22 protein-coding genes and 1 tRNA gene are annotated in these 24,370 nt (G+C 68.1%); 7 read left to right on the top strand and 16 right to left on the bottom strand.

Annotation, left to right across the window (positions count from 1 at the left end):
• The 10 genes from CSC78_RS15335 to CSC78_RS15290 all read right to left on the bottom strand — a co-directional run bounded on the left by CSC78_RS15335 (position 1) and on the right by CSC78_RS15290 (position 12,116).
• A complete protein-coding gene (locus CSC78_RS15335) occupies positions 1-1,581 on the bottom strand; it encodes a PepSY-associated TM helix domain-containing protein (protein WP_162338734.1) in 1,581 nt (526 codons plus the stop codon).
• 10 nt (positions 1,582-1,591) lie between these two features.
• Entirely contained in the window at positions 1,592-1,855 is a 264-nt protein-coding gene (locus CSC78_RS15330; protein ID WP_162338733.1) for a hypothetical protein, read from the bottom strand.
• A complete protein-coding gene (locus CSC78_RS15325; protein ID WP_162338732.1) occupies positions 1,855-2,139 on the bottom strand; it encodes a hypothetical protein in 285 nt (94 codons plus the stop codon). Before CSC78_RS15325 ends, CSC78_RS15330 begins: the two co-directional genes overlap by 1 nt.
• A 108-nt stretch (positions 2,140-2,247) precedes the next feature.
• On the bottom strand, positions 2,248-4,341 hold the full coding sequence (locus CSC78_RS15320; protein WP_162338731.1) for a TonB-dependent siderophore receptor: 2,094 nt from the start codon (positions 4,339-4,341) through the stop codon (positions 2,248-2,250).
• Positions 4,342-4,469: 128 nt separating this feature from the next.
• Positions 4,470-5,504, bottom strand: a complete 1,035-nt coding sequence (locus tag CSC78_RS15315; protein ID WP_238391307.1) for a LacI family DNA-binding transcriptional regulator — start codon at positions 5,502-5,504, stop codon at positions 4,470-4,472.
• A gap of 201 nt (positions 5,505-5,705) precedes the next feature.
• A complete protein-coding gene (locus tag CSC78_RS15310; RefSeq protein ID WP_162338730.1) occupies positions 5,706-6,188 on the bottom strand; it encodes an OsmC family protein in 483 nt (160 codons plus the stop codon).
• A 75-nt stretch (positions 6,189-6,263) separates the two neighbouring features.
• On the bottom strand, positions 6,264-9,521 hold the full coding sequence (locus tag CSC78_RS15305; protein WP_162338729.1) for an efflux RND transporter permease subunit: 3,258 nt from the start codon (positions 9,519-9,521) through the stop codon (positions 6,264-6,266).
• A 1-nt stretch (position 9,522) separates the two neighbouring features.
• Positions 9,523-10,596 (bottom strand): efflux RND transporter periplasmic adaptor subunit, encoded by a 1,074-nt coding sequence (locus tag CSC78_RS15300; protein ID WP_238391305.1) that lies wholly within the window; start codon positions 10,594-10,596, stop codon positions 9,523-9,525.
• A gap of 14 nt (positions 10,597-10,610) precedes the next feature.
• Positions 10,611-10,814 carry a YgaP family membrane protein gene (locus CSC78_RS15295; RefSeq protein ID WP_162338728.1) on the bottom strand — a complete coding sequence of 68 codons (204 nt, stop codon included), beginning with the start codon at positions 10,812-10,814 and terminating at the stop codon, positions 10,611-10,613.
• 30 nt (positions 10,815-10,844) lie between these two features.
• Positions 10,845-12,116 carry an NAD(P)/FAD-dependent oxidoreductase gene (locus tag CSC78_RS15290; protein WP_162338727.1) on the bottom strand — a complete coding sequence of 424 codons (1,272 nt, stop codon included), beginning with the start codon at positions 12,114-12,116 and terminating at the stop codon, positions 10,845-10,847.
• 108 nt (positions 12,117-12,224) lie between these two features.
• On the opposite strand from CSC78_RS15290, the gene CSC78_RS15285 reads away from it, so the two are divergent.
• The 5 genes from CSC78_RS15285 (at position 12,225) to CSC78_RS15265 (ending at position 14,660) form a co-directional block, all read left to right on the top strand.
• Complete coding sequence (locus CSC78_RS15285; protein WP_162338726.1) at positions 12,225-12,614, top strand: rhodanese-like domain-containing protein; 390 nt, start codon at positions 12,225-12,227, stop codon at positions 12,612-12,614.
• Positions 12,611-12,973: an ArsR/SmtB family transcription factor gene (locus CSC78_RS15280; RefSeq protein WP_162338725.1), complete on the top strand. Its 363-nt coding sequence runs from the start codon at positions 12,611-12,613 to the stop codon at positions 12,971-12,973. The genes CSC78_RS15285 and CSC78_RS15280 overlap by 4 nt, the downstream gene beginning before the upstream one ends.
• Complete coding sequence (locus tag CSC78_RS15275) at positions 12,973-13,341, top strand: rhodanese-like domain-containing protein (protein ID WP_162338724.1); 369 nt, start codon at positions 12,973-12,975, stop codon at positions 13,339-13,341. The genes CSC78_RS15280 and CSC78_RS15275 overlap by 1 nt, the downstream gene beginning before the upstream one ends.
• Positions 13,342-13,367: 26 nt before the next feature.
• Positions 13,368-13,724, top strand: a complete 357-nt coding sequence (locus CSC78_RS15270; protein WP_162338723.1) for a carboxymuconolactone decarboxylase family protein — start codon at positions 13,368-13,370, stop codon at positions 13,722-13,724.
• A 75-nt stretch (positions 13,725-13,799) separates the two neighbouring features.
• The gene (locus CSC78_RS15265) at positions 13,800-14,660 is read left to right on the top strand and encodes an MBL fold metallo-hydrolase (RefSeq protein ID WP_162338722.1); all 861 of its coding nucleotides are present in this window, start codon (positions 13,800-13,802) and stop codon (positions 14,658-14,660) included.
• On the opposite strand, the gene CSC78_RS15260 is transcribed toward CSC78_RS15265, so the two are convergent.
• The 6 genes from CSC78_RS15260 to CSC78_RS15235 all read right to left on the bottom strand — a co-directional run bounded on the left by CSC78_RS15260 (position 14,661) and on the right by CSC78_RS15235 (position 22,277).
• Positions 14,661-15,398, bottom strand: a complete 738-nt coding sequence (locus tag CSC78_RS15260; protein ID WP_162338721.1) for a murein L,D-transpeptidase catalytic domain family protein — start codon at positions 15,396-15,398, stop codon at positions 14,661-14,663.
• 56 nt (positions 15,399-15,454) lie between these two features.
• Positions 15,455-16,495, bottom strand: coding sequence for a L,D-transpeptidase (locus tag CSC78_RS15255; RefSeq protein WP_162338720.1), 1,041 nt, complete (start codon positions 16,493-16,495; stop codon positions 15,455-15,457).
• Between the two features lie 195 nt (positions 16,496-16,690).
• On the bottom strand, positions 16,691-17,980 hold the full coding sequence (gene thrC, locus CSC78_RS15250; protein WP_162338719.1) for a threonine synthase: 1,290 nt from the start codon (positions 17,978-17,980) through the stop codon (positions 16,691-16,693).
• 57 nt (positions 17,981-18,037) lie between these two features.
• The gene (locus CSC78_RS15245) at positions 18,038-18,967 is read right to left on the bottom strand and encodes a homoserine kinase (RefSeq protein WP_162338718.1); all 930 of its coding nucleotides are present in this window, start codon (positions 18,965-18,967) and stop codon (positions 18,038-18,040) included.
• A gap of 31 nt (positions 18,968-18,998) precedes the next feature.
• Positions 18,999-21,491, bottom strand: coding sequence for a bifunctional aspartate kinase/homoserine dehydrogenase I (gene thrA / locus CSC78_RS15240; protein WP_162338717.1), 2,493 nt, complete (start codon positions 21,489-21,491; stop codon positions 18,999-19,001).
• A gap of 330 nt (positions 21,492-21,821) precedes the next feature.
• The gene (locus tag CSC78_RS15235) at positions 21,822-22,277 is read right to left on the bottom strand and encodes a GNAT family N-acetyltransferase (protein WP_162338716.1); all 456 of its coding nucleotides are present in this window, start codon (positions 22,275-22,277) and stop codon (positions 21,822-21,824) included.
• A gap of 115 nt (positions 22,278-22,392) precedes the next feature.
• Here CSC78_RS15235 and CSC78_RS15230 point away from each other — a divergent pair.
• Both CSC78_RS15230 and amaB read left to right on the top strand, forming a co-directional pair.
• Positions 22,393-22,469 (top strand) — tRNA-Arg (locus CSC78_RS15230).
• Between the two features lie 243 nt (positions 22,470-22,712).
• Complete coding sequence (amaB, locus tag CSC78_RS15225; RefSeq protein ID WP_162338715.1) at positions 22,713-24,245, top strand: L-piperidine-6-carboxylate dehydrogenase; 1,533 nt, start codon at positions 22,713-22,715, stop codon at positions 24,243-24,245.
• Positions 24,246-24,370 lie beyond the last annotated feature (125 nt).

The raw sequence follows: 24,370 nt of genomic DNA, 5'->3' as shown, positions 1-24,370 counted from the left end.
TCAAGCGCGGGCGGGCAGCGCCCACACGCTGTTCGGTTCACCGATGCGGGCACGCAGGCGCGTCACGCGTGCCAGCCAGGCGAACCCGGCCGCCATCGCCAGCGCGCCGGCATCGATGGCGAACAACGCGGTATGCCCGGCCGCGGCGCTCTGCCACAGCCAAGCCCCGGTCAGCGCGCCATGCGCGACCGGCACCAGCGCGGTGACGACGGCCGCTGCGCTCAGCAACTCGATGGCGGCGCGGACCGGCGGTCGCAGGGCCGCCCAGGCCAGGCACGCCGCCCAGACCGCGAAGCACGCGACGTTGATGCCGGTCGACACGCCGATGCCCCATGCCGCGGCCTTCGCCTCGAAAACCTGCGACGCAACGAATGCCGCCGAGATCGCGACGCAGACGCCGAGGCAGAACCCCACGGTCGCCTTCGCCATCCATACCTGCGCGGCGCCCTGCTCCGCCTGCCGGCGCTTGCGGCGCGATTCGATCCACAGCAGGTTGCCGGAATAGAAGAGAAACGCACCGCCGATACCGAGCAGGAAGTAGAGCCACTGCACCCACGCGTTGCCGTACTCGCCGAAATGCAGCAGGTAGGCGATCGACAGGGTGGCATGATTGGCATCGCGGTTGCCTGGCAACTGGCTGGCCACCAGTTCACCCGTGTTGGCATTCAGCGCGACAGCACCCAACGCACCCAGGGTGCGTGGCGCTTCGCCGGTGATCTCGACCAGCGCGTTCGCATCGCCGGCATGCGTGAGCTTCAGATAGACCGGTTCGAAGGCGTCGAGTCCCTGCCTGCGGGCTTCTTCCTGCGCACGCGCATGCCACATCGCCAGGCGTCCCGTTGCCTGCGGCGTGCCGGCTGCGGCGACCTGCGGCGCGGTGTCCAGCGCGGCCGGCATCGCCTCCATCAGCTTGCCGCCGTAGATCAGTGGATTGAGCGCCGCGGCCACCACCATGGACAGGCACAGCAGCGCGCCGGTGACAGCGAACATCACGTGCATCGGCAGGCCAAGCACGCCGATGATGTTGTGGGCGTCCTGCCAGAACCGCTTGAGGTTGCGACCGGGTCGCAGCGCGAACAGGTCTTCCACCAGTCTGGGCAGGTGGATCACGATGCCGGACACCAGCGCCACGCCGTACAGCAGGCTGACGATGCCCATCAGGTAGATGCCGGCGACGGGGATGCCCAGCGAGTAGTGCAAGGCGTTGACGAGTTCGGCGAGTGCCGCGGCAGGCGGTTCGGTACTGCCGGCCAGATCATCGGGCGTGGCGTAGTACCAGGTGCCTTTGGCATCCGGCCAGTAGACCAGCGGCTGCGCCGATTCTTCGCCCGGAAACATCATGCCGACCCACGTGCGGGCATCCGGATGACGCTTGAGCGTTTCATCGAGCAGGTGCTGGGCATCGTCCAGCGTGCCGACGGGCTGTTGGGCGCCATGCGGCGATTGCCAGACCATCAGGTCGTGGTGGAACACCGTGATCGCGCCAGCGTAGAACGCGACGAACAGCGCGAAGCCGGCGACCAGGCCGACCCAGGTATGCAGCGTGGTGAACGTGCGCAACGTGGAAGACTTCAGTTTCAACGGACGGCTCCTACTGCACCCACTGCAGGTGACGCAGCAGCGCCAGTCCCACCAGCCCGGCCGCAGCGGCCAGGCTGTAGAAAGCCCATGCCCGTGCGCCGCTGCGGAACTGGAAGCCGGCGCAGAACACGCCCACCCAGACCGGGAAGAACACCAGCCCGCCAGCCACCAGCGTCGACTGCCACGGCCCCGGCAACAGCCAGCTGACCAGACCGACGATGGCGGCGGAGAGAAAGAAGCCCGGCACGATACCGGCGGTTGCACGCCCCCACATCAGCCGTCACTCCGCGCGTCGGCGGCGCGCATGCCGGCGACGTAGGGCAGCGCCATCATCGCGAACATCCAGGTGCCGAGCATCGCGCAGGCACCGGCACCGGCGCCCAGCGCGCGTATCCAGAGTACCAGCGACGCGATGGCGAGCAGCGCACCGATCAAGGTGCCCGCACGTCCGAGGCGACGCCAGCTGGGCCAGCGACAGTGCCGGGAACCCGCGTACAGCGCCGCCGCCGACAGGAACGCCGCGACCGTGGCCAGCAAGCTTGTCCACCCTTCGGTCATGGCGTTATCCGGGACACGATTGTCTTCATCGACCGCTGCATCCAGCAGAGCACTCGGAAAAGGCTACAACGTCCGCCAGGTGGCGATTAGCCGGGCGACGCATCACGCTTACCACGCATAGCGAACCGTGGCCGTCACCGTGCGCGGATAGCCGTAGTAGCACCAGTCGGCGGAGTTGCAGGTGCTGATGTATTCCTTGTCGGACAGGTTCTGCACGTTCACCTGGAAGCGCCAGTCGCTGATGTCGTAGTGGACCGAAGCATCAAACAGCGTGTGCGAAGGCGCCTGCCAGGCATTGGCGGCATCGCCGTAGTGATCGCCGACATAGCGTACGCCGGCGCCGAAGCCCAGCCCCGACAGTGCACCGGTGGTGAGGGTGAAGTCGCCGCCCAGCGATGCCGAATGTTCCGGCTGCAGCGGGATCTGCTTGCCCAGCATCGTTGGATCGGTCGTCCTGGTCACTTCCGAATCGATGTAGGCATAGGCGCCGTACAGGCTGAGGTTGCGGGCGATATTCCAGCGCCCTTCCAGCTCGACGCCACGCGACCGGTATTGCCCCTGCTGGATGGTGTACGACAGATAGTCCGGGTCGATCACCGCCACGTTGTTCTGCCTGATCTCGTACGCGGCCGCCGTGAACAGCACGTTGCCGCTGGCCGGCTGGTATTTCACGCCGACTTCGACCTGCTCGCCGGTGGTGGGGTCGAAGGCCTTGCCGCCGCGCTGCGGGGCCTCGGTGCCACCGACCACTTCGAACGACTGGCCCCAGCTGGCATAGGGAGCGATGCCGTTATCGAACAGATAAGTGACGCCCACGCGACCCGAGAACTTGTCGTCGCTCTGGTGCGACCCGTTGGTATCGGTGCCGACCCAGTCCTGGCGACCGCCGATGGTCAGCAGCCAGTTATCGATCTTGATCTGGTCCTGCAGGTATACGCCAAGCTGTCCCGTGGTTTGCGCCGTGCTGCCGGTGAAGGTCGGCACCAGACCCGGCATGGTGCCGTAGACCGGGTTGAATGCGTCCAGACCGGTCGCATTGAAACCGAAGCCGTAGTGGTAGTCGGTCTCGAGACGGCGGTAGTCCACGCCCGCCAGCACCGTGTGCTCGGCTGCGCCGGTCTTGAAACGCCACTGCATGTTGTTGTCGATGCCGAAGGTCTTGGCGTCTTCCTTGATCGACCACGTGTAGCGGTACAGCGTTCGGTTGTCGCCCAGGTAGCCGAACGGCAGCACCATCACGGTCGGGTCGACCTTCGAGTCCTCGAAGCGCACGTTCTGCTTGAACACCGTGTCGCCACCGAAATCATGGCGGAAGTCGTAACCGATCGCGGCGATCGTCTTGACGTAATCGTTGCTGTCCGGCTCGCCGGTGTACAAGCTGGGCTTGATCTGGCCGTTCGGATTGGGCAGCAACGTGCCGACCGCCGGCAGGAAGCCGGCGCCGTTCTTGGTATCGGCCTTCTGCCAGCGCGCCAGCACGGTCAGCTCGTTGGCTTCGTCCGGCTTCCAGGTCAGCGCCGGCGCGAAGTAGTAACGGTCATCGTGGATGTAGTCGACGACGTTGTCGCTGTTGCGCGCCAGGCCGGTCAGGCGATACAGCAGCGTGCCGCTGTCGTTGAGCGCCCCGCCGATGTCGAATGCGACCTGCTTCATGTCGTCGCTGCCGACCTGAACTTCCACTTCCTTCGCCATGTCGGCATCCGGGCGCTTGGTGACGTAGTTGACCAGGCCACCCGGCGGCATCGCGCCGTAATTGACCGATGACGGCCCCTTCAACACTTCGATGCGCTCCATGCCGTACGGTTCGATGCGCGTCTGGCCGCTCCAGGTACCGGTCGGCAGCGCCAGGCCATCGAGATAGCGCGCGGGCTGGAAACCACGGACCAGCAACCACTCGCTCCTCGTGTCCAACCCGTACACGCCACCCGACGCACCCGCGACGTACCACATGGCCTCGTCGACGGCGTGGAGACCGCGGTCCTGCAGGTCGCGGGACGTCACCACGGAGATGGACTGCGGGATCTCCTTCAGCGATGTGGCGGTCTTGGTCGCCGTGCCGGTGTCTTTCGGAATCGGCGCCTGCACCTGGACGGCGTCCAGCGTGGTAGCGTCATCGGCGGTGGACTGGGCCAGGGCAAGGCCGGGTGTCGCCAGCACGGCCGCGATGGCGAGGCTGAGGGAACGGAGCGCGGTGCAGGTCATCGTGGGGGCTCGGACGCGGCCGGTACCCGTGCCACCGCCTACCGGTCGCCTCGGGCCACGGGCAATGCCCGCCATCAGCCAAAATAAGAATGATTCTTATTTTATGGCCGGCCGCCCTGTTCAGGCAATCACTTTGAGCCCGTCGATCCCCGCAAGGCCAGCCTGACCGGAATGGTCTGGCTCTCGACGGGCTCCCCGTTGACGAGCGCCAGCAGCGTTTCCACCAGCAAGGTGCCGGCGAGCTTGGTGTCCTGCTGCACGGTGGACAGGCCCGGATTCATGGAACTCGCCAGCGGGATGTCGTCGAAGCCGGCGACCGCCACATCCTCGGGCACGTGCCGGCCGTGTTCCCGCAACGCCTTCATCGCCCCGACGGCGATCAGGTCGCTGGCGGCGAATACCGCATCGAACGCCGCGCCGTGTTCCAGCAATGCACTGGCGGCCTCGTAACCCGACTGTTCTGTGGTGATGGCGTCGATCTGGAGCGCATCGTCGGTGGCAATCCCTGCCGCTTCGAGCGCCTGCCGGTGGCCCAGGTACCGCTCGAAGAACTCGGGGTAATGGTTCGACGCATGCCCCAGAAACGCGATGCGGCGTCGCCCCTGCGCCAGCAGGTGAGCGGTGATGTCATGGCCGCCCTGGGTGTTGTCGCAGCCGATCGACACGCCCGGCGTATCCGGCTGCACGGCACCCCAGCGGACGAAGTGCGTGCCCTGCTCGACCAGCCGCTCCAGCCGGCTGCGCGATTCCAGATAGTCGCCGTAGCCCAGCAGGATGATGCCGTCGGCCTTCTTGCTGTCTTCGTAGTCGGCCTGCCAGTCGTTGGACAACTGCTGGAACGAAATCAGCAGGTCGTAGCCGCGCAGCGCACAGGCCCGGGTGATGCTGCCCAGCATCGACAGGAAGAACGGATTGATCGCCGACTCGTCCGGCGTCGGGTCTTCGAAGAACAGCAGTGCCAGCGTGCCGGAATGCTGGCGGCGCAGGTTGGAGGCGTTCTTGTCGACCTTGTAGTTGAGCTGCTCGGCGATGGCGAGGATGCGCTTGCGCGTTTCCTCGTTGACCATCGGGCTGCCGCGCAGCGCACGCGACACGGTGGGCTGCGACACGCCCGCCAGGTGGGCGATGTCCAGCGAAGTGGCCTTTCCCTTGATGGGCGCGATCACGGACGGCGTCGGCTACGGACTGCGGAGGGAGGGATCATGCCACGGCCGACTGCCAGCGGCGATCCGGGGGGCGCGGGCTTGACCAGCCATTCCTCGCCCTTGTGGGAGCGACGCAAGTCGCGAAAGGCCACCGGTAAAGCTTCATCGCGACTTGCGTCGCTCCCACAAGAGCAGCCCCAGCCAGCCTCCAACCGCCGATCAGGAATCGCCCTGCTCCGCCCGCGCGGTGCCATGCAACTGCACGCCGTCGGCGTCGGTGATGCTGACGGACACGTCGACGCCGTGGCGCACACTCTCGGTCACCACGCAGAAGTTCTCGAACTGGGCCAGGATCCGCTCCAGCGACGCATGCGCCGTGCCCGCCTCGGCGAGCCGGATGTCGGCATGGATGTGCTCCACCCGCAGCCGGCCCTGCTCGTTGCGGGCCAGTTCCGCGGTGGCATGCGTCACCAGCTTGCCGGGCGTGTTCTTGAACTTGCGCAATGCGAACAGCAGGCTGGCCGACAGGCAGTTGGCGACGGCGGCCGCCAGCAACCGCGTCGGATTGGGCCCCTCGCCCTTGCCCAGCGGCGCCGGCTCGTCGGTCATCAGGTCGGCGATGGTGGTCTCGTCGAAGCGGATGCGGAACGCATAGTCGTCCTCCTGTTCCAGGGTGAGGCGGATGCGCTGGGGATCACTCATGGTCGGCTCACGCAGGGGGCTGGCGGGTCGGAACAGCATACGTCACGCGACGCCTGCCCCCGGTCGGCGACGCACTCACCGGCCCTTCCCCACGGGCGCCTGCTTGCCATGCATCAGCCCGTAGTACAGCAGGGGGATCACCACCAGCGTCAGCACCGTGGAGACCAGGATCCCGAAGATCAGCGAGATCGCCAGGCCATTGAAGATGGGATCGTCGAGGATGAAGAACGCACCCGCCATCGCCGCCAGCGCGGTCAGCGCGATCGGCTGCGCGCGCACCGCGCAGGCATCGACGACCGCCGACGCCAGCGTCTGTCCGCGCTCGACCAGGTGGTTGATGAAGTCCACCAGCAGGATCGAGTTGCGCACGATGATGCCGGCCAGCGCGATCATGCCGATCATGCTGGTGGCGGTGAACTGCGCCCCCAGCAGCGCGTGGCCCGGCATCACGCCGATCACCGTCAACGGAATGGGTGCCATGATCACCAGCGGCACCACGTAATTGCGGAAATAGGCCACCACCAGCAGGTAGATCAGCACCATGCCGGCCGCATAGGCGATGCCCATGTCGCGGAACGTCTCGTAGGTGATCTGCCACTCGCCATCCCACTTGATGCCGAAGCTGCTGGTATCGGGCGGCTGGCGGATGTAGGACTGCCCCACCTGCTGCCCGTCGATGGCGTTGTCCGACACCTGCCCGACCAGGTCGAACATGCCGTACAGCGGGCTGTCGACCGCGCCGCTCTCGTCGCCCATCACGTACACCACCGGCAGCAGGTCCTTGTGGTGGATGGCGCCATCCCACCAGGTGGAGCGCACCTGCACCAGTTCGGACAACGGCACCAACTGGTCATCGCCGCCGCGCACGCGCAGCGAGAGCAGGCCGTCGAGCGAGGCCTGGTCGGCCACCGGCAGGCGCAGGCGGATCGGGCGTGGATACTTCGAGCCGCCATCGATCACGTGGGTGGCGTCCAGCCCCGACAGGCCCGCGGCGATCGTGTCGGTGATCGCAGACTGCGGCACGCCCAGGCGCGCCGCGCGCACGCGGTCGATCACCAGGAGGTCGCGCCGCGCATCGGCTTCCACGCTCGTATCCACATCGACGATACCGCCGGTGGCCAGGAAGCGTTGCTCGAGCGCCCGCGCGACCTCGCGCTGGCGGGCGTAGTCCGGGCCGTACACTTCGGCCACGATCGGCGACAGCACGGGCGGCCCGGGCGGCACTTCGACCACTTTCACCGACGCGCCATGGCGACGACCGATCGCATCCACCTGCGGGCGCAGGGCGACGGCGATCTCGTGGCTCTTGCGCCTGCGGTCATGGCGATCCACCAGGTTCACCTGCAGGTCGCCGACGTTTGCCCCTTCGCGCAGGTAGTACTGCCGCACCAGGCCGTTGAAGTTGATCGGCGCCGCCGTTCCCGCATAGCCCTGGTAATGCAGGACCTCCGGTGTACGGTCCAGCACGCCGGCCAGCTCCACCAGCAGCGCGCTGGTGTCCTCCAGCGTGCGGCCTTCGGGCAGGTCGACCACGATCTGCAGTTCGGACTTGTTGTCGAACGGCAGCATCTTCAGCACCACCAGCTTGAACATCGCCAGGCTGGCCGCCAGCGCTACCAGTGCCGCCATGGCGACAAACAACAGGCGCCGCCGCCGCGCTCCCTTGCCGGCGTCCAGGAACGGCGACATCACGCGTTCGAACAGGCGATGCAGGCGCGCGGCCATGGTGCCTTCCGCATGTCCGTGGGCGGCGCCCTCGCCCGCATGCGCGATCGCATGGCGCCCGAGCAGCTTCAGCGACAGCCACGGCGTCACCACCAGCGCGATCATCAGCGACAACAGCATGCCGACCGAGGCATTGATCGGGATGGGGCGCATGTACGGCCCCATCAGGCCGGTGACGAAGGCCATGGGCATCAGCGCCGCGATCACCGTAAAGGTGGCCAGGATGGTGGGACCGCCCACTTCGTCCACCGCCGGCGGGATGGCCTCGGCCAGGGACTTCCCGCCCTGCGCCATGTGCCGGTGGATGTTCTCGACCACCACGATGGCATCGTCCACCAGGATGCCGATGGAGAAGATCAGCGCGAACAACGAGACGCGGTTGAGGGTGAATCCCATGGCCGACGAGGCGAACAGCGTGACGGCCAGCGTCAGCACCACCGCGCTGCCGATGACGACGGCCTCGCGACGGCCCAGCGCGAACAGCACCAGCAGCACCACCGAGCCCGTGGCGAAGACCAGCTTCTTGATCAGCGTCTGCGCCTTGTCGCTGGCGGTCAGGCCGTAGTCGCGCGTGGTCTCCGCCTGGATGCCGTCGGGAATCACGGTGCCGCGCAACGCCTTCACCCGCGCCAGCACGGCGGACGTGATGTCGGCGGCATTGCTGCCCGGCTTCTTGGCGATGGCCAGCGTCACCGCCGGTGCGACGCCACTGGCGGGTCCCGCACGCGTGGCGGGCGCACCGTGCCATACATAACTCGACGGCGTATCGGCCGCGTCGCTGACCGTCGCCACGTCCTCCAGGCGCACCGGTTGGCCACCGGCCACGCCCAGCACCAGGCCGGCCACGTCCGCGCGGTCGGCCAGGAACTGTCCCGACGTCACCTGCACCACCCCGTCCATGCCGACGCGCTCACCCGCCTGCCGCGCCAGGTTGGCGGACTGCAACGCCGAGGACAGATCGTTCACCGCCAGGCCATGGCTGGCCAGTCGGGCCGCATCGAGCTGCACCATCACCGCACGCTGCGGCGCGCCGATGGTGAAGACGTCGCGCGTACCGGGAATGCGCTTGAGTTCGGTTTCCAGCGTATGGGCCACCTCGGCCAGGTCGCGTGCGCCGCGCTGCGGATCGTCCGTCCACAGGGTCAGCGCCATCACCGGCACGTCATTGATGCCCTTGGGCTTGACGATCGGCTGGCCCACGCCGAGGTTCGCCGGCATCCAGTCCCGGTTCGAGAACACCTTGTCGTACAGGCGCACCAGCGCAGGCTGGCGCTTCACGCCCACGTCGAACTCCACCGTCAGCACCGCCATGCCGGGCCGGCTGATCGAATAGGTGTGCTTGATCTCCTCGATCTCGGACAGCTTCTGCTCGAGCGGATACGTCACCATCTGTTCGACCTGGCGCGCATCCGCGCCGGGGAACGGCACGATGACGTTGGCCATCGTCACGTCGATCTGCGGCTCTTCCTCGCGTGGCGTGATCATCACCGCCACCAGTCCCAGCAGCAGGCCGAGCAGCGCGAGGATCGGCGTCAGCGGATTGGCCTGGAAGATGCGCGCAAGGCGACCGGACAGGCCCAGCCGCGGAGGGGTCGGGAGCAATGCCATGTCAGTCGTCCTTGCGCGCCGCCACGAGCGCCTGCTGCGCGGCGACCGGATCGGCGGCGACCCGGTCGCCGGGCTTCAGCCCCGAGATCACATCCACCTGGTCGCCCGCTGCATCTCCCAGCCTGACCTGGCGCAACGACAGCCGCCCGTCGCCGAGCACGTACACCGCCGTCACTTCGCCACGGCGCACCAGCGCGCTGACGGGAACGCGCGGAAACGCCGCGCCCTTCACGGCCGGGAACGCCACTTTCGCGGTCAGACCCGGTTGCGGCGGCGCATCGAGTGCCGGCAACTGCAGGCGGATGCGCATGGCGTGCGTGGACGCATCGGCGGCTGGAAAGACGGTGACGGCGGCGGCGTCGATCCGGCGCCCGTCGTCGAGGACGACCACGGCCACGGGGTGGGCCCGGATCGCCTCCGCTTCCGATTGCGGCACCGCCACGTCGATGCGCAGGGCGCCCGGTGCGAACACGGTCATCAGCGTCTGCCCGAGGCCGACACTCTCCCCCGGCTCGACATCACGGGTGGCGACGATGCCCGCGTACGGCGCGCGCACCGTGGTGTAGCCGGTCTGCTGGCCGGCATTCGCCAGTTGGGCGCGGGCGGCGTCGCGCGCGGCGGTTGCCGAATCGCGCGCCATCCGGGCCTGGTCGAGCTGGGCCTTGGACACGAACTGGTCCTTCGCCAGGTTGGCGAAGCGCCGGTAGTTGGCGTCCGCTTCGGTCGCGGAGGCTTCGGCCGCGCGCAGCTGGGCGCGCGCGGCGTCCATACCGGCTTGCTGTTCCACCGCACTGAGCCGCACCAGCACATCGCCTGCCGCCACGCGGTCGTTGACATCGCGCTCCACCGCGGCCACGCGTCCGTTCGTCTGCGCCGACAGCGTGGCCTGTTGCACCGCTTCCACCACGCCCTCCCAGGCACGGCCGCCCGCCGCTTCGGCGGCCGGCACCTGGAAGGTCTGCAGCCCTTCGACGCGCGCGGCCGGCGCAACGGGCGCTTCGCGCCCGCATGCGGCCAGGCCGGCCACCAGCAACAGCGGCAACAGCAGGCGCGACGACATCGCGGTGCAACTCATGGCAAACCCCTTGCTCACTTGAACGCGCAGCCGGCGCGCACGCCCAGCCTGCGGAAAACGATGGCGGCGGGACAGAAGCCGGTCACGCTGGCCTGCAGCAGATTCACGCCGATGAAGACCGTGAACCACAGCCACAGCGGCGAAACGAAGTGGGCCAGCGCCACGCTGGCGAGGATCATCACGCCGGCGAAGGCGAGGACGGCACGATCGAGGTTCATGAGGTGTTCTCCGGATAGTGGATGGCGACATCAGCGGGTGCGCATGATGCCGAGCAGCTTGAGCACGTATTTCTCGTAGACCGGCTCGGTGTTGCCGGACTTCATCTTCATCAGGAAGTACTTTTCGAATGCGATCTTGGCCACGTGCACCCATTTGCCGACCTTGGCCCAGGTGACGTTGCGCGGCGGGATCTGCGGCAGCGCCACGAAGGCCGCGCCGGTGTCGCCCATGTCCGCCAGGCAGATCGCGTTCCACGTCGCTTCGGCGGTGACCGGTCTGCCGGCCAGATCGGCCTGGATGTTGTGCGCCACGGCGGTCACCATCGACTCGATCATGAAACCGGTCTTCGGCGCGCCGGTCGGCACCGGCGTGGCCTCCACCGGCGGGATGGCCACGCACACGCCGAGCGAGAAGATGGCGGGATAGGCCGGGTTGCGCTGGTGCCTGTCGATCAGGATGAAGCCGCGCGGATTGCACAGCCCTTCTCCCTGGCGTACGGCCGGCACGCCGGTGAAGGCCGGCAGCACCATCGAGTACTTGAACGGCAGCACGTGCGCCTTCCTGGGCTGGCCGGCGTCGTCCATTTCGGACACGTCCATCTCGCCGTCGCGCACCGCGGTGATCTTCGCGTTGGTGATCCACTGGATATGGCGCTGACGGAACTCCGACTCCATCATCCCTCTGGAGTCGCCCACGCCGCCCAGGCCCATGTGGCCAATGTAAGGCTCCGGACTGACGTAGGTGATCGGCACCTTGTCGCGCAGCTTTCGCTTGCGCAGGTCGCTGTCCAGGATCATCGCGAATTCGTACGCCGGGCCGAAGCAACTGGCCATCGGCGCGGCACCCACGACGACCGGCCCCGGATTCTCGAGAAACGCCTGGTACGCCTGCCACGCCGTGGCCGCATGCGACGTGGTGCAGACGGACTGGGTGAATCCGCCTTCTGGCCCCAGGCCCGGCACTTCGTCGAAGGCCAGTCGCGGCCCCGTCGCGATTACCAGGTAGTCGTAGTCGAGGGTGCGTCCGTCGCGCAGCCGCACGCGGTGGTGGTCGGGCTCGATGCGCTCGGCGCCGGCACCCTCGAAGGCGATCCTCTTCTTCGCCAGATAGCGGGCGACCGGCATTTCGACATCGGAAGGCTTGCGCCAGCCCACGGCGACCCAGGGATTGGAGGGCGTGAACGAGAAGCGGTCGCCCTCCCCGACCACGGTGATGTCCACCCCTTGGCCGAGCGTGCCGCGCAATTCGTACGCCGCGCTCATGCCACCGATGCCTGCTCCCAGTACGACGATACGCGCCATGTCTTCCCCTCCAGGTTCGATGGCTGCCACCGGCAGGAGTGCCGGTCGGCTTGCAATTAAAATTAGCATCTACTAATATTAGCGTCAACTAATGTTTTGGAGTCATCCATGGCACGCACCGTCCAGGAACTGGTGGCCGAGGCTCGGGGCCGCATCGAGGAAATCGCGCCCGACCGACTCGTCGCGCAGCGGAGCGGCATCGTGATCGACGTGCGCGAACCGGCCGAGTACGCGCAGGGCCACCTGCCCGGCGCCATCAACCTGCCGCGCGGGGTGCTGGAGTTCCAGATCCATGCGCACCCGGCGATGGCCTGCACCACCAGCGAGGCGCTGGCCGCCCCCGACCGCGATGTGGTGCTGTACTGCCTGACCGGCGGACGCTCGGCGCTGGCGGCCGAGAGCCTGCAGTCGCTCGGCTTCACCCGCGTGCGCTCGCTTGCGGGCGGGCTCACCGCATGGCGCAATGCCGGCCATCCCCTGACCACGGAACCCGCATGACCCGCAACTCCTCCACGCCCGGCTTCGACATCGCCGCCATGCAGGCGCATGCCGGCGACGCGGCGCAACTGCTGAAGGCCCTGGCCAACGAAAAGCGTCTTCAGATCCTGTGCCTGCTGACGTCGGGCGAGCGCTCGGTCGGCGACCTCAATGCCTTGCTCGACCTCAGCCAGTCCGCACTGTCGCAACATCTGGCCGTGCTGCGCGAGGAGGGCCTCGTGCAGACGCGCCGCGAGGCCCAGAACGTGTTCTATGCGCTGATGCCGGGACCGGCGGCGCAGGTGATGCACACGCTTCACGGCATCTATTGCGCACCCGCAGCGGCGCCAGCGCCCCGCAAACGCGCAGGAAGATCGTGATGCTCGGCGTGCTGAAGAAGATTCTGTCCGGCGTCCGAGGCGCACGGGTTTCCCCGCAGGAAGCGGTCGGGTACGTCAACGGGGGAGCCGTGCTGGTCGACGTGCGGGAGAAGGACGAGTTCGCGCGCGGTCATGCGCACGGCGCCTACAACATCCCGCTGCGCGAACTGCGCGCCGGCGGAACTGCCTTGCTCGACGCCCGCCTTCCGGCCGGTACGCGGGAGGTCGTGCTGGTATGCCAGAGCGGCATGCGCTCGCGCGTGGCGCAGTCGATCCTCTCCGGACAGGACGCGCGCACCTATCTCGATCTGGCCGGTGGAATGGGAGCCTGGCGCGGCCACGGCCTCCCCATCGCGCGACACGACTGATCCCGTCCACCCCACAAGGTATTCCCATGTCCAGCGCAGACCGCTATCAGGAACTGACCACCCGCATCAACCGGCACCTCGCTCCCTTCCGCACGGCAGCGCCCGAGGTGATGCAGGGATTCGGCGCCATGGCACGTGGAGCGATGGCCGCCGGTGCGCTGGACGAGAAGACCAAGGAACTGATCGCCATGGCGATCGGCGTCGCCTCGCGCTGCGATGGTTGCCTCGGCTTCCATGCCAAGGCGCTTGTCAGGCTGGGCGCGACGCCGGAGGAGTTCCACGACATGCTGGGTGTCGCCGTCTACATGGGCGGCGGTCCTTCGCTGATGTACGCCGCGCACGCGCTTGAGGCTTTCGAGGAGTTTTCCGCAAGGACCGCCTGATCGCGCTTGGCCGCATACCCTGCGGCTGCGATCATGCGTGCTGCCGACCGGCGACGCATATCCAGGAGCGATGCGATGACGACACCCCGTGTGCATGCGCAGTTCGACGATGCGACCAACACGGTCAGCTATGTCGTCTGGGACCCTTCCACGTGCCGCGCAGCCATCATCGACCCGGTGCTGGACTACGACCACCGTTCCGGCCGTGCCTCGCACCGCGGCGCCGACACGCTGCTGGGCGTCGTCGACGACCACGGCCTGACCGTGGACTGGATCCTCGAAACCCATGCGCATGCCGACCACCTCAGCGCCGCTCCGTACCTGAAGGAAAAGACCGGCGCGCCGATCGGCATCGGCGAGCGCATCACCGAGGTGCAGCGCACGTTCGCACCGGTGTTCGGGCTGGAGGACGTGAGCGGCGATGGCCGCGAATTCGACCGCCTGTTCCGCGAAGGCGACCTGTTCCCGCTGGGTGCATTGCAGGTGGAAGTGCTGCATACGCCCGGCCACACGCCCGCGTGCGTGTCCTACCGCATCGGGGACGCGGTGTTCGTCGGGGACACGCTGTTCATGCCCGACTACGGCACCGCGCGCGCGGATTTCCCCGGCGGCGACGCGCGCACGCTGTACCGCTCGATCCAGAAGCTGCTGGCCCTGCCCCCGCAGACCACGCTGTACCTGTGCCACGACTACAAGGCGCCGGGACGCGATCACTACGCGTGGGAAACCACGGTCGCCGACGAGCGGGCCCGCAACGTGCACATCGGAGGCGGCGTGGACGAAGACAGCTTCGTCGCGATGCGCGAAGCGCGCGATGCGACGCTGTCGGCACCGGCGCTGCTGCTGCCGTCGCTGCAGGTCAACATCCGCGCCGGCCGCCTGCCGGCGCCGGACGCCGATGGGCGGCGCTACCTGAAGATCCCGGTCAAACTCTGATCAACCGCCTGTGCTGGCCGCGGCGGGATGGGCCGCCACGCCTGCGCCGCACTCCGCGCCGAGCAGGCGCGACTGCTTCAGCCAGGCGGGGTCCGGGTAGTACGCGAACAGGAATGACCCGCCCCGGATGCTGTCGATCAACGGCTGCGCCACGGTCGTGCGCACCGCCGGACAGCCCAGGCTACGGCCGAGGCGCCCCTGCGCGCGCACCAGCGCATCACTGACATACGGCGCGCCATGGATGACGATGGCGCGTTCCCGCGCCTTGTCGTTGAAGCCGGGTTCCAGCCCTTGCAGGCGCAGCGAGTAGCCGTTCGCGCCGCGATAGGACTCCTGGGTGACGAACGCGCCAAGGCTGGACATGTAGCTGCCGGTGGCATTGGAGAAGCGCGTCGCCAGGTTCTCGCCGGTATTGCGCCCATGCGCGACCCGCTCCTCGAACAGCAGGCGCGCGCCCTCCAGATCGAACACCCAGAGCCGCGGCTGCGTGGAAGGCCGCGAGTAGTCGATCACGCTGAGTCGCTGCATCGGCACCGACTCGCCGCGCCGGATCGAACAGGTCATGGCATGCGTCGCCAGGGACAGCACATTGCGATCGAGCGATGGCGCGGCGCGATGCAGGCGCTCGACCAGGCGGTCGGCAGGAAGCGACTCGGCAGGCCCTGCCAGGGCGGCGTCCGCCCACGGAATGGCCGCGAGGGTGAGGCACAGCAGCAGCGGACGGGAGGGCTTGTTCATCACAACGCTCGGGTATCGGTCCAGACGCGCCGGCATCCCGATTCCGTCCGCAAGGCTCAGCGCAAGGAGGGTGTGGGGCCGGCCTCGTCCGATTCCAAGACCGGCACGGACGGCTGCTCACCCGGCGTTGCGCGCACGCCCGGCAGGTCGGACAGCAGCACCGTGGTGCCGGGTTTCAGCACACCGTACAGGCGACGCGCGAAATCCTGCGGAATCCAGAACGAATCCCCCAGCGCACGCAGCGGCGGCATCGGCGCGCCGGCCTCGCCCAGCACGCGGTGTGCGACCCACCGGTGTTCCTTCTGCTGCGGATCGAGCAGGCTCGGGATGTCCTCCATCTCGGTGGTCATCACCAGCAGCACGGTACCGTTGAGCGCGAAGTCGCGGACCATCTGCAAGGGTGCCGCACCGATCAGCACGCCGTTGCGCAGCACCGACACGCGCTGGTCGTACAGGCTGACCAGGATGCTGACCGGGCCTTCGGGCGACGCGGCCTCGTTCCAGTACACCTCGTAGGACGACAGGTCCGGATGGGCCGCCTGCCCGCCCGCGGTGACCGGCGCCAGCACGGCGGGATGCACCAGGCTGGCCGGCGAGGCCTTCGCGTTCGCGACCACCACCGAATCGCCGAAGCGGGTGATGCCGAACAGCTTCTCGGCGAAGGCCTGCGGCAGCCGGACGCAGCCATGCGAGGCCGGATAGCCCGGCAGGTGGCCACCGTGCAGTGCGATGCCGTCCCAGGTCAGCCGCTGCATGTAAGGCATCGGCGCATTGTTGTAGAGGTTGGAACGGTGGTCCTTGTTCTTCTGCAGGATGGTGAACACGCCCGTCGGCGTGTCCTTGCCGGCCTTGCCCGAACTGATCGTCGACACCCCGATGGCGATGCCGTTGCGGTACACGTAGGCGCGCTGCTCGTCGAGGCTGACCACCAGCACCACCGGACCCTCGGGGGCGATCTGCGGATACCACAGGAACTCGCCCGGCTTCAGCGCGCGCACATCGGCCTGCGGCACGGCCGACTGCGCGTGCGTGACGGACGGGGCGGCAGCGGCGAGCAGCGCGGCCAGCAGGAAGGCGGACAGTAGGATGCGTTTCATGGGCGCGAGCTTATCGTAGGTCGCTCATGCATCGAATATGGCGACGCCCCTTTGTAGGAGCGACGTCAGTCGCGACCGCAGACTCGTGACCGCTCGGAAATCCTGTCCACCATGTTCCCGTCCCGCACGAAAAATCTCTCCATCAGGCCGGGCGGTCGCGACTGACGTCGCTCCTACAGGCGTATCCGCGCCCGACTACGCCAGCAGCCGCTCGCGCAAGGCGTCGTAGTCGGCGGGAACCGGATCGGCGTGCGCGGGACGCGCCAGCAGGCCGGCCAATGCCGGCGGCACGTCGACGGCGCGACCGACCAGCGGCTCCACCACGCTCTCGAACTTGGCCGGATGCGCGGTGGCGGCCACTGCCCAGCCCCCGCCCTCGCCCTGTGCGCGAAGCTCCTCCAGCACCTTCACCGCCGTGGCGGTGTGCGGGCAATGGACTTCGCCGTGGTCACGGTAGCGTCGCGCGATCACCTCGCGGATGGTGGCGTCATCGACACTGGACGCGCGGAACGCCGCGCGCAAGCCGGCATCGTCGTTCGCGTAGAGCCAACGCAGGCGTTCGAAGTTGCTGGGCGCGCCCACGTCCATCGCGTTGGCCAGCGTTGCGACGCTGGCGGTCGGCGCGTACGCGTTGCCCGCGAAGAAATCCGGCAACACGCGGTTGGCATTGGTCGCCAGCACGATCCTGCCCAGCGGCACGCCCAGCGCGCGCGCCAGGATCGCCGCCATCGCATTGCCCAGGTTGCCGGTGGGAATGACGAAGTTCAGCACCTGTCCTGTCGCCGCGCGATGCGTCAACGCGGCATGCGCGTAGTAGCTCATCTGCGGCAGCAGCCGTCCCAGGCTGATGCTGTTCGCGGAACTGAGCGGCGCCCGCACCTGCAGGTCCGCGTCGTTGAGCGCGCGCTTCACCAGCGCCTGGCAGTCGTCGAACGAACCATCCACGCGCAGCGCGGCGATGTTGTCGCCGAAGCAGCCCAGCTGATGCGCCTGCCGCGGCGAGACGCGCCCGTCCGGATACAGCACCACCACGCGCAGGCCCGGCTGGCGATGGAATGCCGCGGCCACCGCGGCGCCCGTGTCGCCCGAGGTGGCGACCAGGATCGTCAGCGGCTTCGCTTCGTCGCGACGCAGGCGCGCCATGCAGGCCGCCAGGAACCGCGCGCCGAAATCCTTGAACGCGGCGGTCGGACCGTGGAAGAGTTCCAGCACATGATCGCCCGGCGTACCGAGCGTCTCGAGCGGTGCGGGGAAATCGAACGCTTCGCGACAGATCGACGCGAGTTCGCCCTCCAACCCGTCACCGGCGAAGAATGGCGCCAGCAGCGTCGTCGCGGTCTCGGCGATATCAGGCCCGGGAGCCAGCTCGCGTGACACCGGCAGGGCTTCGGGAACGTACAGCCCGCCGTCGGGCGCGAGTCCGGCCGCGATGGCCTGGCTGAGCGAGGCGGCGGGGGCGGCGTTGCGGGTCGAGATGAAATTCATGGTCTGCCGTAGGAATAGCGCCACGCGCGGAGCATGGCGATCGAAGTAAGGAAAGGATCAGTTGGCGGACAGCAGTTCGGCGCCGACCGCGTTAATCGGCGACACCCAGGCCTGGCTGTCGAAGCCGGCCGCGGCGAACGCGGCCTGCACGGCGGGCGCCGCACGCTCGGCCTCGCTGCGCGATTCGAACCACGCGAACACGCTGGGACCGGCACCCGAGATGCTGGCGCCCATCGCACCGGCGTCGAGCGCCGCCTGCTTGGCCGCATCGAAGCCGACGATCAACGGTGCACGGCGCGGTTCTACCAGCACGTCGCGCAGGCCATCGCGCACCAGCGAGGCGTCGCCTGCATGGCAGCCGGCGAGCACCAGCGCCAGGTTGGCGCTCTGCGCGACGAATTCCTTCAGCTCGTACGTGCCCTGAAGCGCAGCACGTGCACGGCGCGTCTCCAGGATCGCCTCCGGGTGCACCAGCACACTGTGCCAGTGCTCTGGCACCGGCACGCGCACCAACCGGTCCGCCGTGGACAGCACCAGGCCACCCAGCAGCATCGGCCCGAGGTTGTCGCCGTGCTTGCCGCCACTGGCGACCGCCTCGCCGACCAGCGCATGTGGATAGAGCGCCTCATGCGACAGCGGCGCGTCGAGCAGCGCATTGGCCGCGACCAGTGCGGCCACGCACGAGGCGGCGGAACCGCCCATGCCGGAGCCGAGCGGAATGCCCTTCTCGATCTCCACCTCGAATCCGAACGGCAGTGCCAGCGCTTCGCGCAGGGAAATCAGCGCCGCGCCGGCGGTATTGCCGGGCGCATCCAGCGGCAGGTCGACGGTGGCCCCACGGATCGCGGCGATGCGCACCTCGTCCGCCTCGATGCGACGCACGGTGACGGTGTCGCCGACGCCTTCGATCACATGGCCCAGGATGTCGAACCCCACGCCCACGTTGCCCACCGATGCCGGCGAAAACGCACTTGCCTGCTGCCTCATGCCCACTCCAGATCCTTCGTCATCGGATGCCTCACAGCTTCGCGCCCTGCCCGGCCGCCACCCGCAGCACGTCGGCGAACACGCCCGCCGCGGTGACGTCCGGACCTGCGCCGGGGCCCTGCACGATCAGCGGATTGTCGCAGTAACGGCGGGTGGTGAACTGCACGATGTTGTCGGTCAGGCGCAGATTGCCGAATGCGTGCGTCGCCGGCAGTTCGACCAAGCCGACGCTCGCGCGGCCGTCGGCATCCAGCCTGGCCACGTAACGGAGCACGTTGCCGGCGGCACGCGCCTTCGCGAGCCGCTCACCGAACGTGGCATCCACCTCACCCAGTCGCGCCATGAAGTCCTCGACGCTCGCCTGCCGCAGCGCCTCCGGCACCAGGCTCTCGACCCGCACATCCTCCAGCGCCAGCTCACGGCCGGCCTCGCGCGCCAGGATCACCAGCTTGCGCGCCACGTCGGTGCCCGACAGGTCGTCGCGCGGATCCGGTTCGGTATAGCCCAGCCCGCGCGCCTCGGTGACCAGCTGCGAGAACGGCACGCTGCCGTCGAACTTGTTGAACAGCCAGGCCAGCGTGCCGGAGAAGATGCCTTCCACGGACACGACCGTATCGCCGGTATCCAGCAGGTCGCGCAGCGTGGAGATGACCGGCAGGCCCGCGCCGACCGTCGCTTCGTAGCGGAAGCGGGCGCCGCTGACGGCCGCCGCCTCGCGGATCGCCTGGTAGCGCGGCAGCGGGCCGGCGCCAGCCTGCTTGTTCGGCGTGATCACGTGGATGCCGGCCGCCAGCCACTCGGCGTAGCGGTCCGCGACCTCCGGACTGGCGCTGCAGTCCACGATCACCGCATGCGGCATGTGCGCCGACAGCAGGTGCTGGGTGAAGCGGTCCAGGTCGGCCGCCTGCGGACTGCCATCGAAGCGTGCGCGCCAGTCGGCACCGATGCTGCGTTCGTCCAGCAGCATGCGCTTGCTGGAGGCGATCGCACGCAGGCGCAGGTCCAGGTTGGCCTTGCCCAGCAGCTGCGGCTGCGCGGCGCGCAACTGTTCGATCAGCGTGGCGCCGACATTGCCCGGCCCGATCACGCCGACGGCGAAGGTCTGCGGCGACAACCAGAAACCGGCATGCGCCGCACGCAACGCCTTGGTGGCGTCGGCACTGTCGATGGCGACGGAGATGTTGCGTTCGGACGAGCCCTGCGCGATCGCCAGGATGTTGACCTGCGCGCGCGCCAGCGCACCGAACAGGCGCGCGGACACGCCGGGCGTGCCGGCCATGCCGTCGCCGACCGCGGCCAGCACGCTGACGCCGTCGCGACGCTGCACGCGCTGGATCTGCCCGGTGCCCAGCTCGTGTGCGAACGCATCGAGCAGCGCGGTCTGGCCCTTGCCCGCCTCGCTGGCCCTCACCACGCAGCAGATCGAGTGCTCGGAGGAACCCTGCGAAATCATCACCACCGACACGTGCGCATTGCGCAGGGCGGCGAACACGCGCTCCGCCGTGCCGGGCACGCCGATCAGGCCGGTGCCCTCCAGGTTCAGCACGGACAGGTCCGGACTCAGTGTCAGTCCTTTCACCGGACCCACCGCATCGCGCTCGGCGGTGATGCGCGTTCCCGGATGCTCGGGATGGAAGGTGTTGCGGATGATGATGGGCAGGCCGCGCTCCATCGCCGGCGACATGGTCTGCGGGTGCACGACCTTGGCGCCGAAGTACGCCAGCTCGCAGGCCTCGTCGTAGCTCAACGCCTCCAGTTGCACCGCCTCGGGCACCACCCGGGGATCCGCCGACAGCACGCCGTCGACATCCGTCCAGATGTGCAGTTCGGCGGCGTCGTACAGGGCCGCGAAGATGGCCCCGGAGTAATCGCTGCCGTTGCGCCCCAGCGTCGTGAAGCGGCCCTCGCGGTCGCGCGCCACGAAGCCCGTTGCCACCACCCGGCGTTGCGGATGCGTGGCCTGCCATGCGGCCAGTCGCTGCGCGCTGGTTTCCCAGTCGACCACCACGCCGAGCTCGCCGTGGTCGACGCGCAGCACCTCACGCGCATCCAGCACGGCGCAGTCCTCGCCCTGCAGCGTCAGGTACTCGCCCAGCAGGCGCGCCGAACACACCTCGCCCAGGCCCTGCACGCGCTGCAGCACCAGCTCCGGCAGGCCGCCGATGACGATCAGCGCATTGAGGATCTCGTGCAGTCGCTGGAAGCGTTCGTCCACCCATTCGATCACCGGCCCCGCCGCCTCGCCCAGCAGCGCCACCGCCGCGCCGCGGTGCCGGGCGCGCAGCGCATGCCAGCTGTCCTGCCATTCGGGACGGTTGGCTGCCGCGAGTTCGCACAGCTCGATCAGGGCATCGGTGACGCCCTTCATCGCGGATACCACCGTGACCTGCACGTCCTCGTCGCGCGCGAGCAGCAGCTGCGCGACATGGCGGTAGCGGTCGGCATCGGCGACGGAGGTGCCGCCGAACTTGTGGACGACGGTGCGGGGTTTGGATTGTTCGACTTCGGCGTTGCGGGACGACATGGGTCAGGAACCTCGGTAAGGAGGCCCGGCACGCATCAGGAAGTCGGGTGGCCCTGCATCCTGATCCGGGTGCGGGGCCGTGGTCTGCGGATTACGCGAACACAACCAACCGCACCCGACGAGTCAGGGTGGTAATGGTGGTGGTAATGAGCGTGCGCCCGATCTCCGCACGCGCCATCGCCGGCGACGGGGCCGGTGCGGGAAGCGTTGCGTGCGAGGGATGGAAGTGCATGGCGGAAGAAAAGCACGCCACCCCGGGGGGCTGTCAAGCGTTGCGTCGCAACAAAGCCAATGATTTCAGATGGATGCAACTGAAACCAATGATCTGCGCTACAGCGTGCGCGTCATGAAGACGCTGTTCGGGTCTTCGATGTAATCACCGAACGGAGCGCAAGGAACGAAGCCGGCCCGCGCATAGAGGGCACGGGCGGGCGCGAAGTAGGCCATCGATCCTGTCTCCAGGCTCAGGCGCTGGTATCCGCGTCGACGGGCTTCGTCGACGACATGGTCGAGCATGCGCTGTGCGACGCCGCGGCGCAGATGGGTCTGCGCGGTGCGCATCGACTTCACTTCGCCATGAGCCGCATCCAACTGGCGCAATGCACCGCAACCGGCCAGCGCCTCGCCATCCCATGCCGCCCAGAAGGTGATGTCGTTGCCACGGAGCGCATCGAGATCCAGCGCATGCACGCTTTCAGGAGGCGAGGTGCGATGCATCCAGTCCAGGTGCTCCTGCAACAGCGCGATGACCGCGGGATGACGGAGGTCGTCGAGGAGGATGTCCATGCGGGCCGGCAGAGGGGAACCGACGCCACAGTGCCACGCCAACCGGTCGACGGGATACGGCCAACCGGTCGACGCGTCGTGCAACGCGGCGCTTCGTGCGAGAATCGGCGCCGATGGCCCCGTAGCTCAGCTGGATAGAGCGGTCCCCTCCTAAGGGACAGGTCGTGCGTTCGAATCGCGCCGGGGTCACCATCTTTCCCATCGCCCGCGCCGCTGCGCGCCTCGGCGAATCGACGATCGATCCGTTCCCGGATCGGCAAACCGAACAAAGCCCGGCACGTATTCCTCGTCGTTCCGCGCAACCGGCAACAGCCCGGAATCGCTGGAAAAACACGGACTTACGCGCGGCCTGGCCGACCCGTTCTGGTAGAATCCCGCACCTCTTCCGGTGCCACGCCGTCCGGTGGCATCCCGTGCAATGACCCTGGAGCTTCCATGCCTGCTGACCTCCTCAAGGCCCTCGGCCTCGCCACCACCAACTCCGGTACCTACCTCGGCAGCGGTGAGTGGTCCACGACCACCGACGCCGGCCTGCTGCAGTCGATCAACCCCACCACCAACGAGGTGATCGCCGAGGTCCACGCCAGCAGCCAGGCCGACTACGAGAAGGTCGTCGCCCGCGCGCAGGCCGCGTTCAAGATCTGGCGCACCACCCCGGCGCCGCGCCGTGGCGAAGCGATCCGCCTGTGCGGCGAAGCGCTGCGCAAGCACAAGGACGCGCTGGGCTCGCTGGTCGCGCTGGAAATGGGCAAGAGCAAGCCCGAGGGTGATGGTGAAGTGCAGGAGATGATCGACATCGCCGACTTCGCCGTGGGCCAGAGCCGCATGCTGTACGGCTACACCATGCACTCCGAGCGTCCCGGCCACCGCATGTACGAGCAGTACCAGCCGCTGGGCCTGGTCGGCATCATCAGCGCGTTCAACTTCCCGGTCGCGGTGTGGGCGTGGAACTCGTTCCTGGCCGGCATCTGCGGCGACATCTGCATCTGGAAGCCGTCCAACAAGACCCCGCTCACCGCCATCGCCAGCATGAAGATCTGCAACGACGCGCTGAAGGCCGGCGGCTTCCCGGACATCTTCTTCCTGATCAACGACGCCGGCGTCGAACTGGCGCAGCAGTTCGTCGACGACAAGCGCGTCCCGCTGATCAGCTTCACCGGTTCCACCCAGGTCGGCCGCACCGTCGGCGAGCGCGTCGCGCGCCGCATGGGTCGCAGCCTGCTGGAGCTGGGCGGCAACAACGCGATCATCCTGGACGAGACCGCCGACCTGAAGCTGGCGATCCCGGGCATCGTGTTCGGCGCCGTCGGCACCGCCGGCCAGCGCTGCACCACCACGCGCCGCCTGATCGTGCACGAATCCATCTACGACACCGTGCTCGCCACGCTGATCAAGGCGTACAGGCAGGTGGAAGGCAAGATCGGCGACCCGACCGACCCGGCCAACCTGATGGGCCCGCTCAACAGCCAGGGTGCCGTGCAGCAGTTCCTGGATTCCATCGCCAAGGCCAAGGCCAGCGGCGGCACCGTCGAAACCGGCGGCACCGCGATCGACCGCCCGGGCAACTTCGTGCTGCCGGCGATCGTCACCGGCCTGAAGAATTCCGATGAGGTCGTCCAGCACGAGACCTTCGCACCGATCCTGTACGTGATGAAGTACAAGACGCTGGACGAGGCCATCGACATGCAGAACGCCGTGCCGCAGGGCCTGTCGTCGTCGATCTTCACCCAGAACCTCAAGGCGGCCGAGCAGTTCCTGTCGGCGGCCGGCAGCGACTGCGGCATCGCCAACGTCAACATCGGCACCAGCGGCGCCGAGATCGGCGGCGCGTTCGGTGGCGAGAAGGAAACCGGCGGTGGACGCGAGTCTGGCTCCGACGCGTGGAAGGTCTACATGCGTCGGCAGACCAACACCATCAACTATTCCGACTCGCTGCCGCTGGCCCAGGGCATCAAGTTCGACCTCTGACCTCGGCGGCGCCGGCACGCCTGCGTGCCGGCCGCCCTGAAGGCGCCCGCATCTGGGATAATCGCGCCACCTTCACGGGTGACGCGATTTTTTGCCTGTCCGATCCTGCGCCATCCCGCCTCCCT

Source organism: Pseudoxanthomonas japonensis (assembly GCF_010093445.1).
Taxonomy (GTDB): Bacteria; Pseudomonadota; Gammaproteobacteria; order Xanthomonadales; family Xanthomonadaceae; genus Pseudoxanthomonas_A; species Pseudoxanthomonas_A japonensis.
This window is presented reverse-complemented; position numbering and strand designations above follow the sequence as displayed.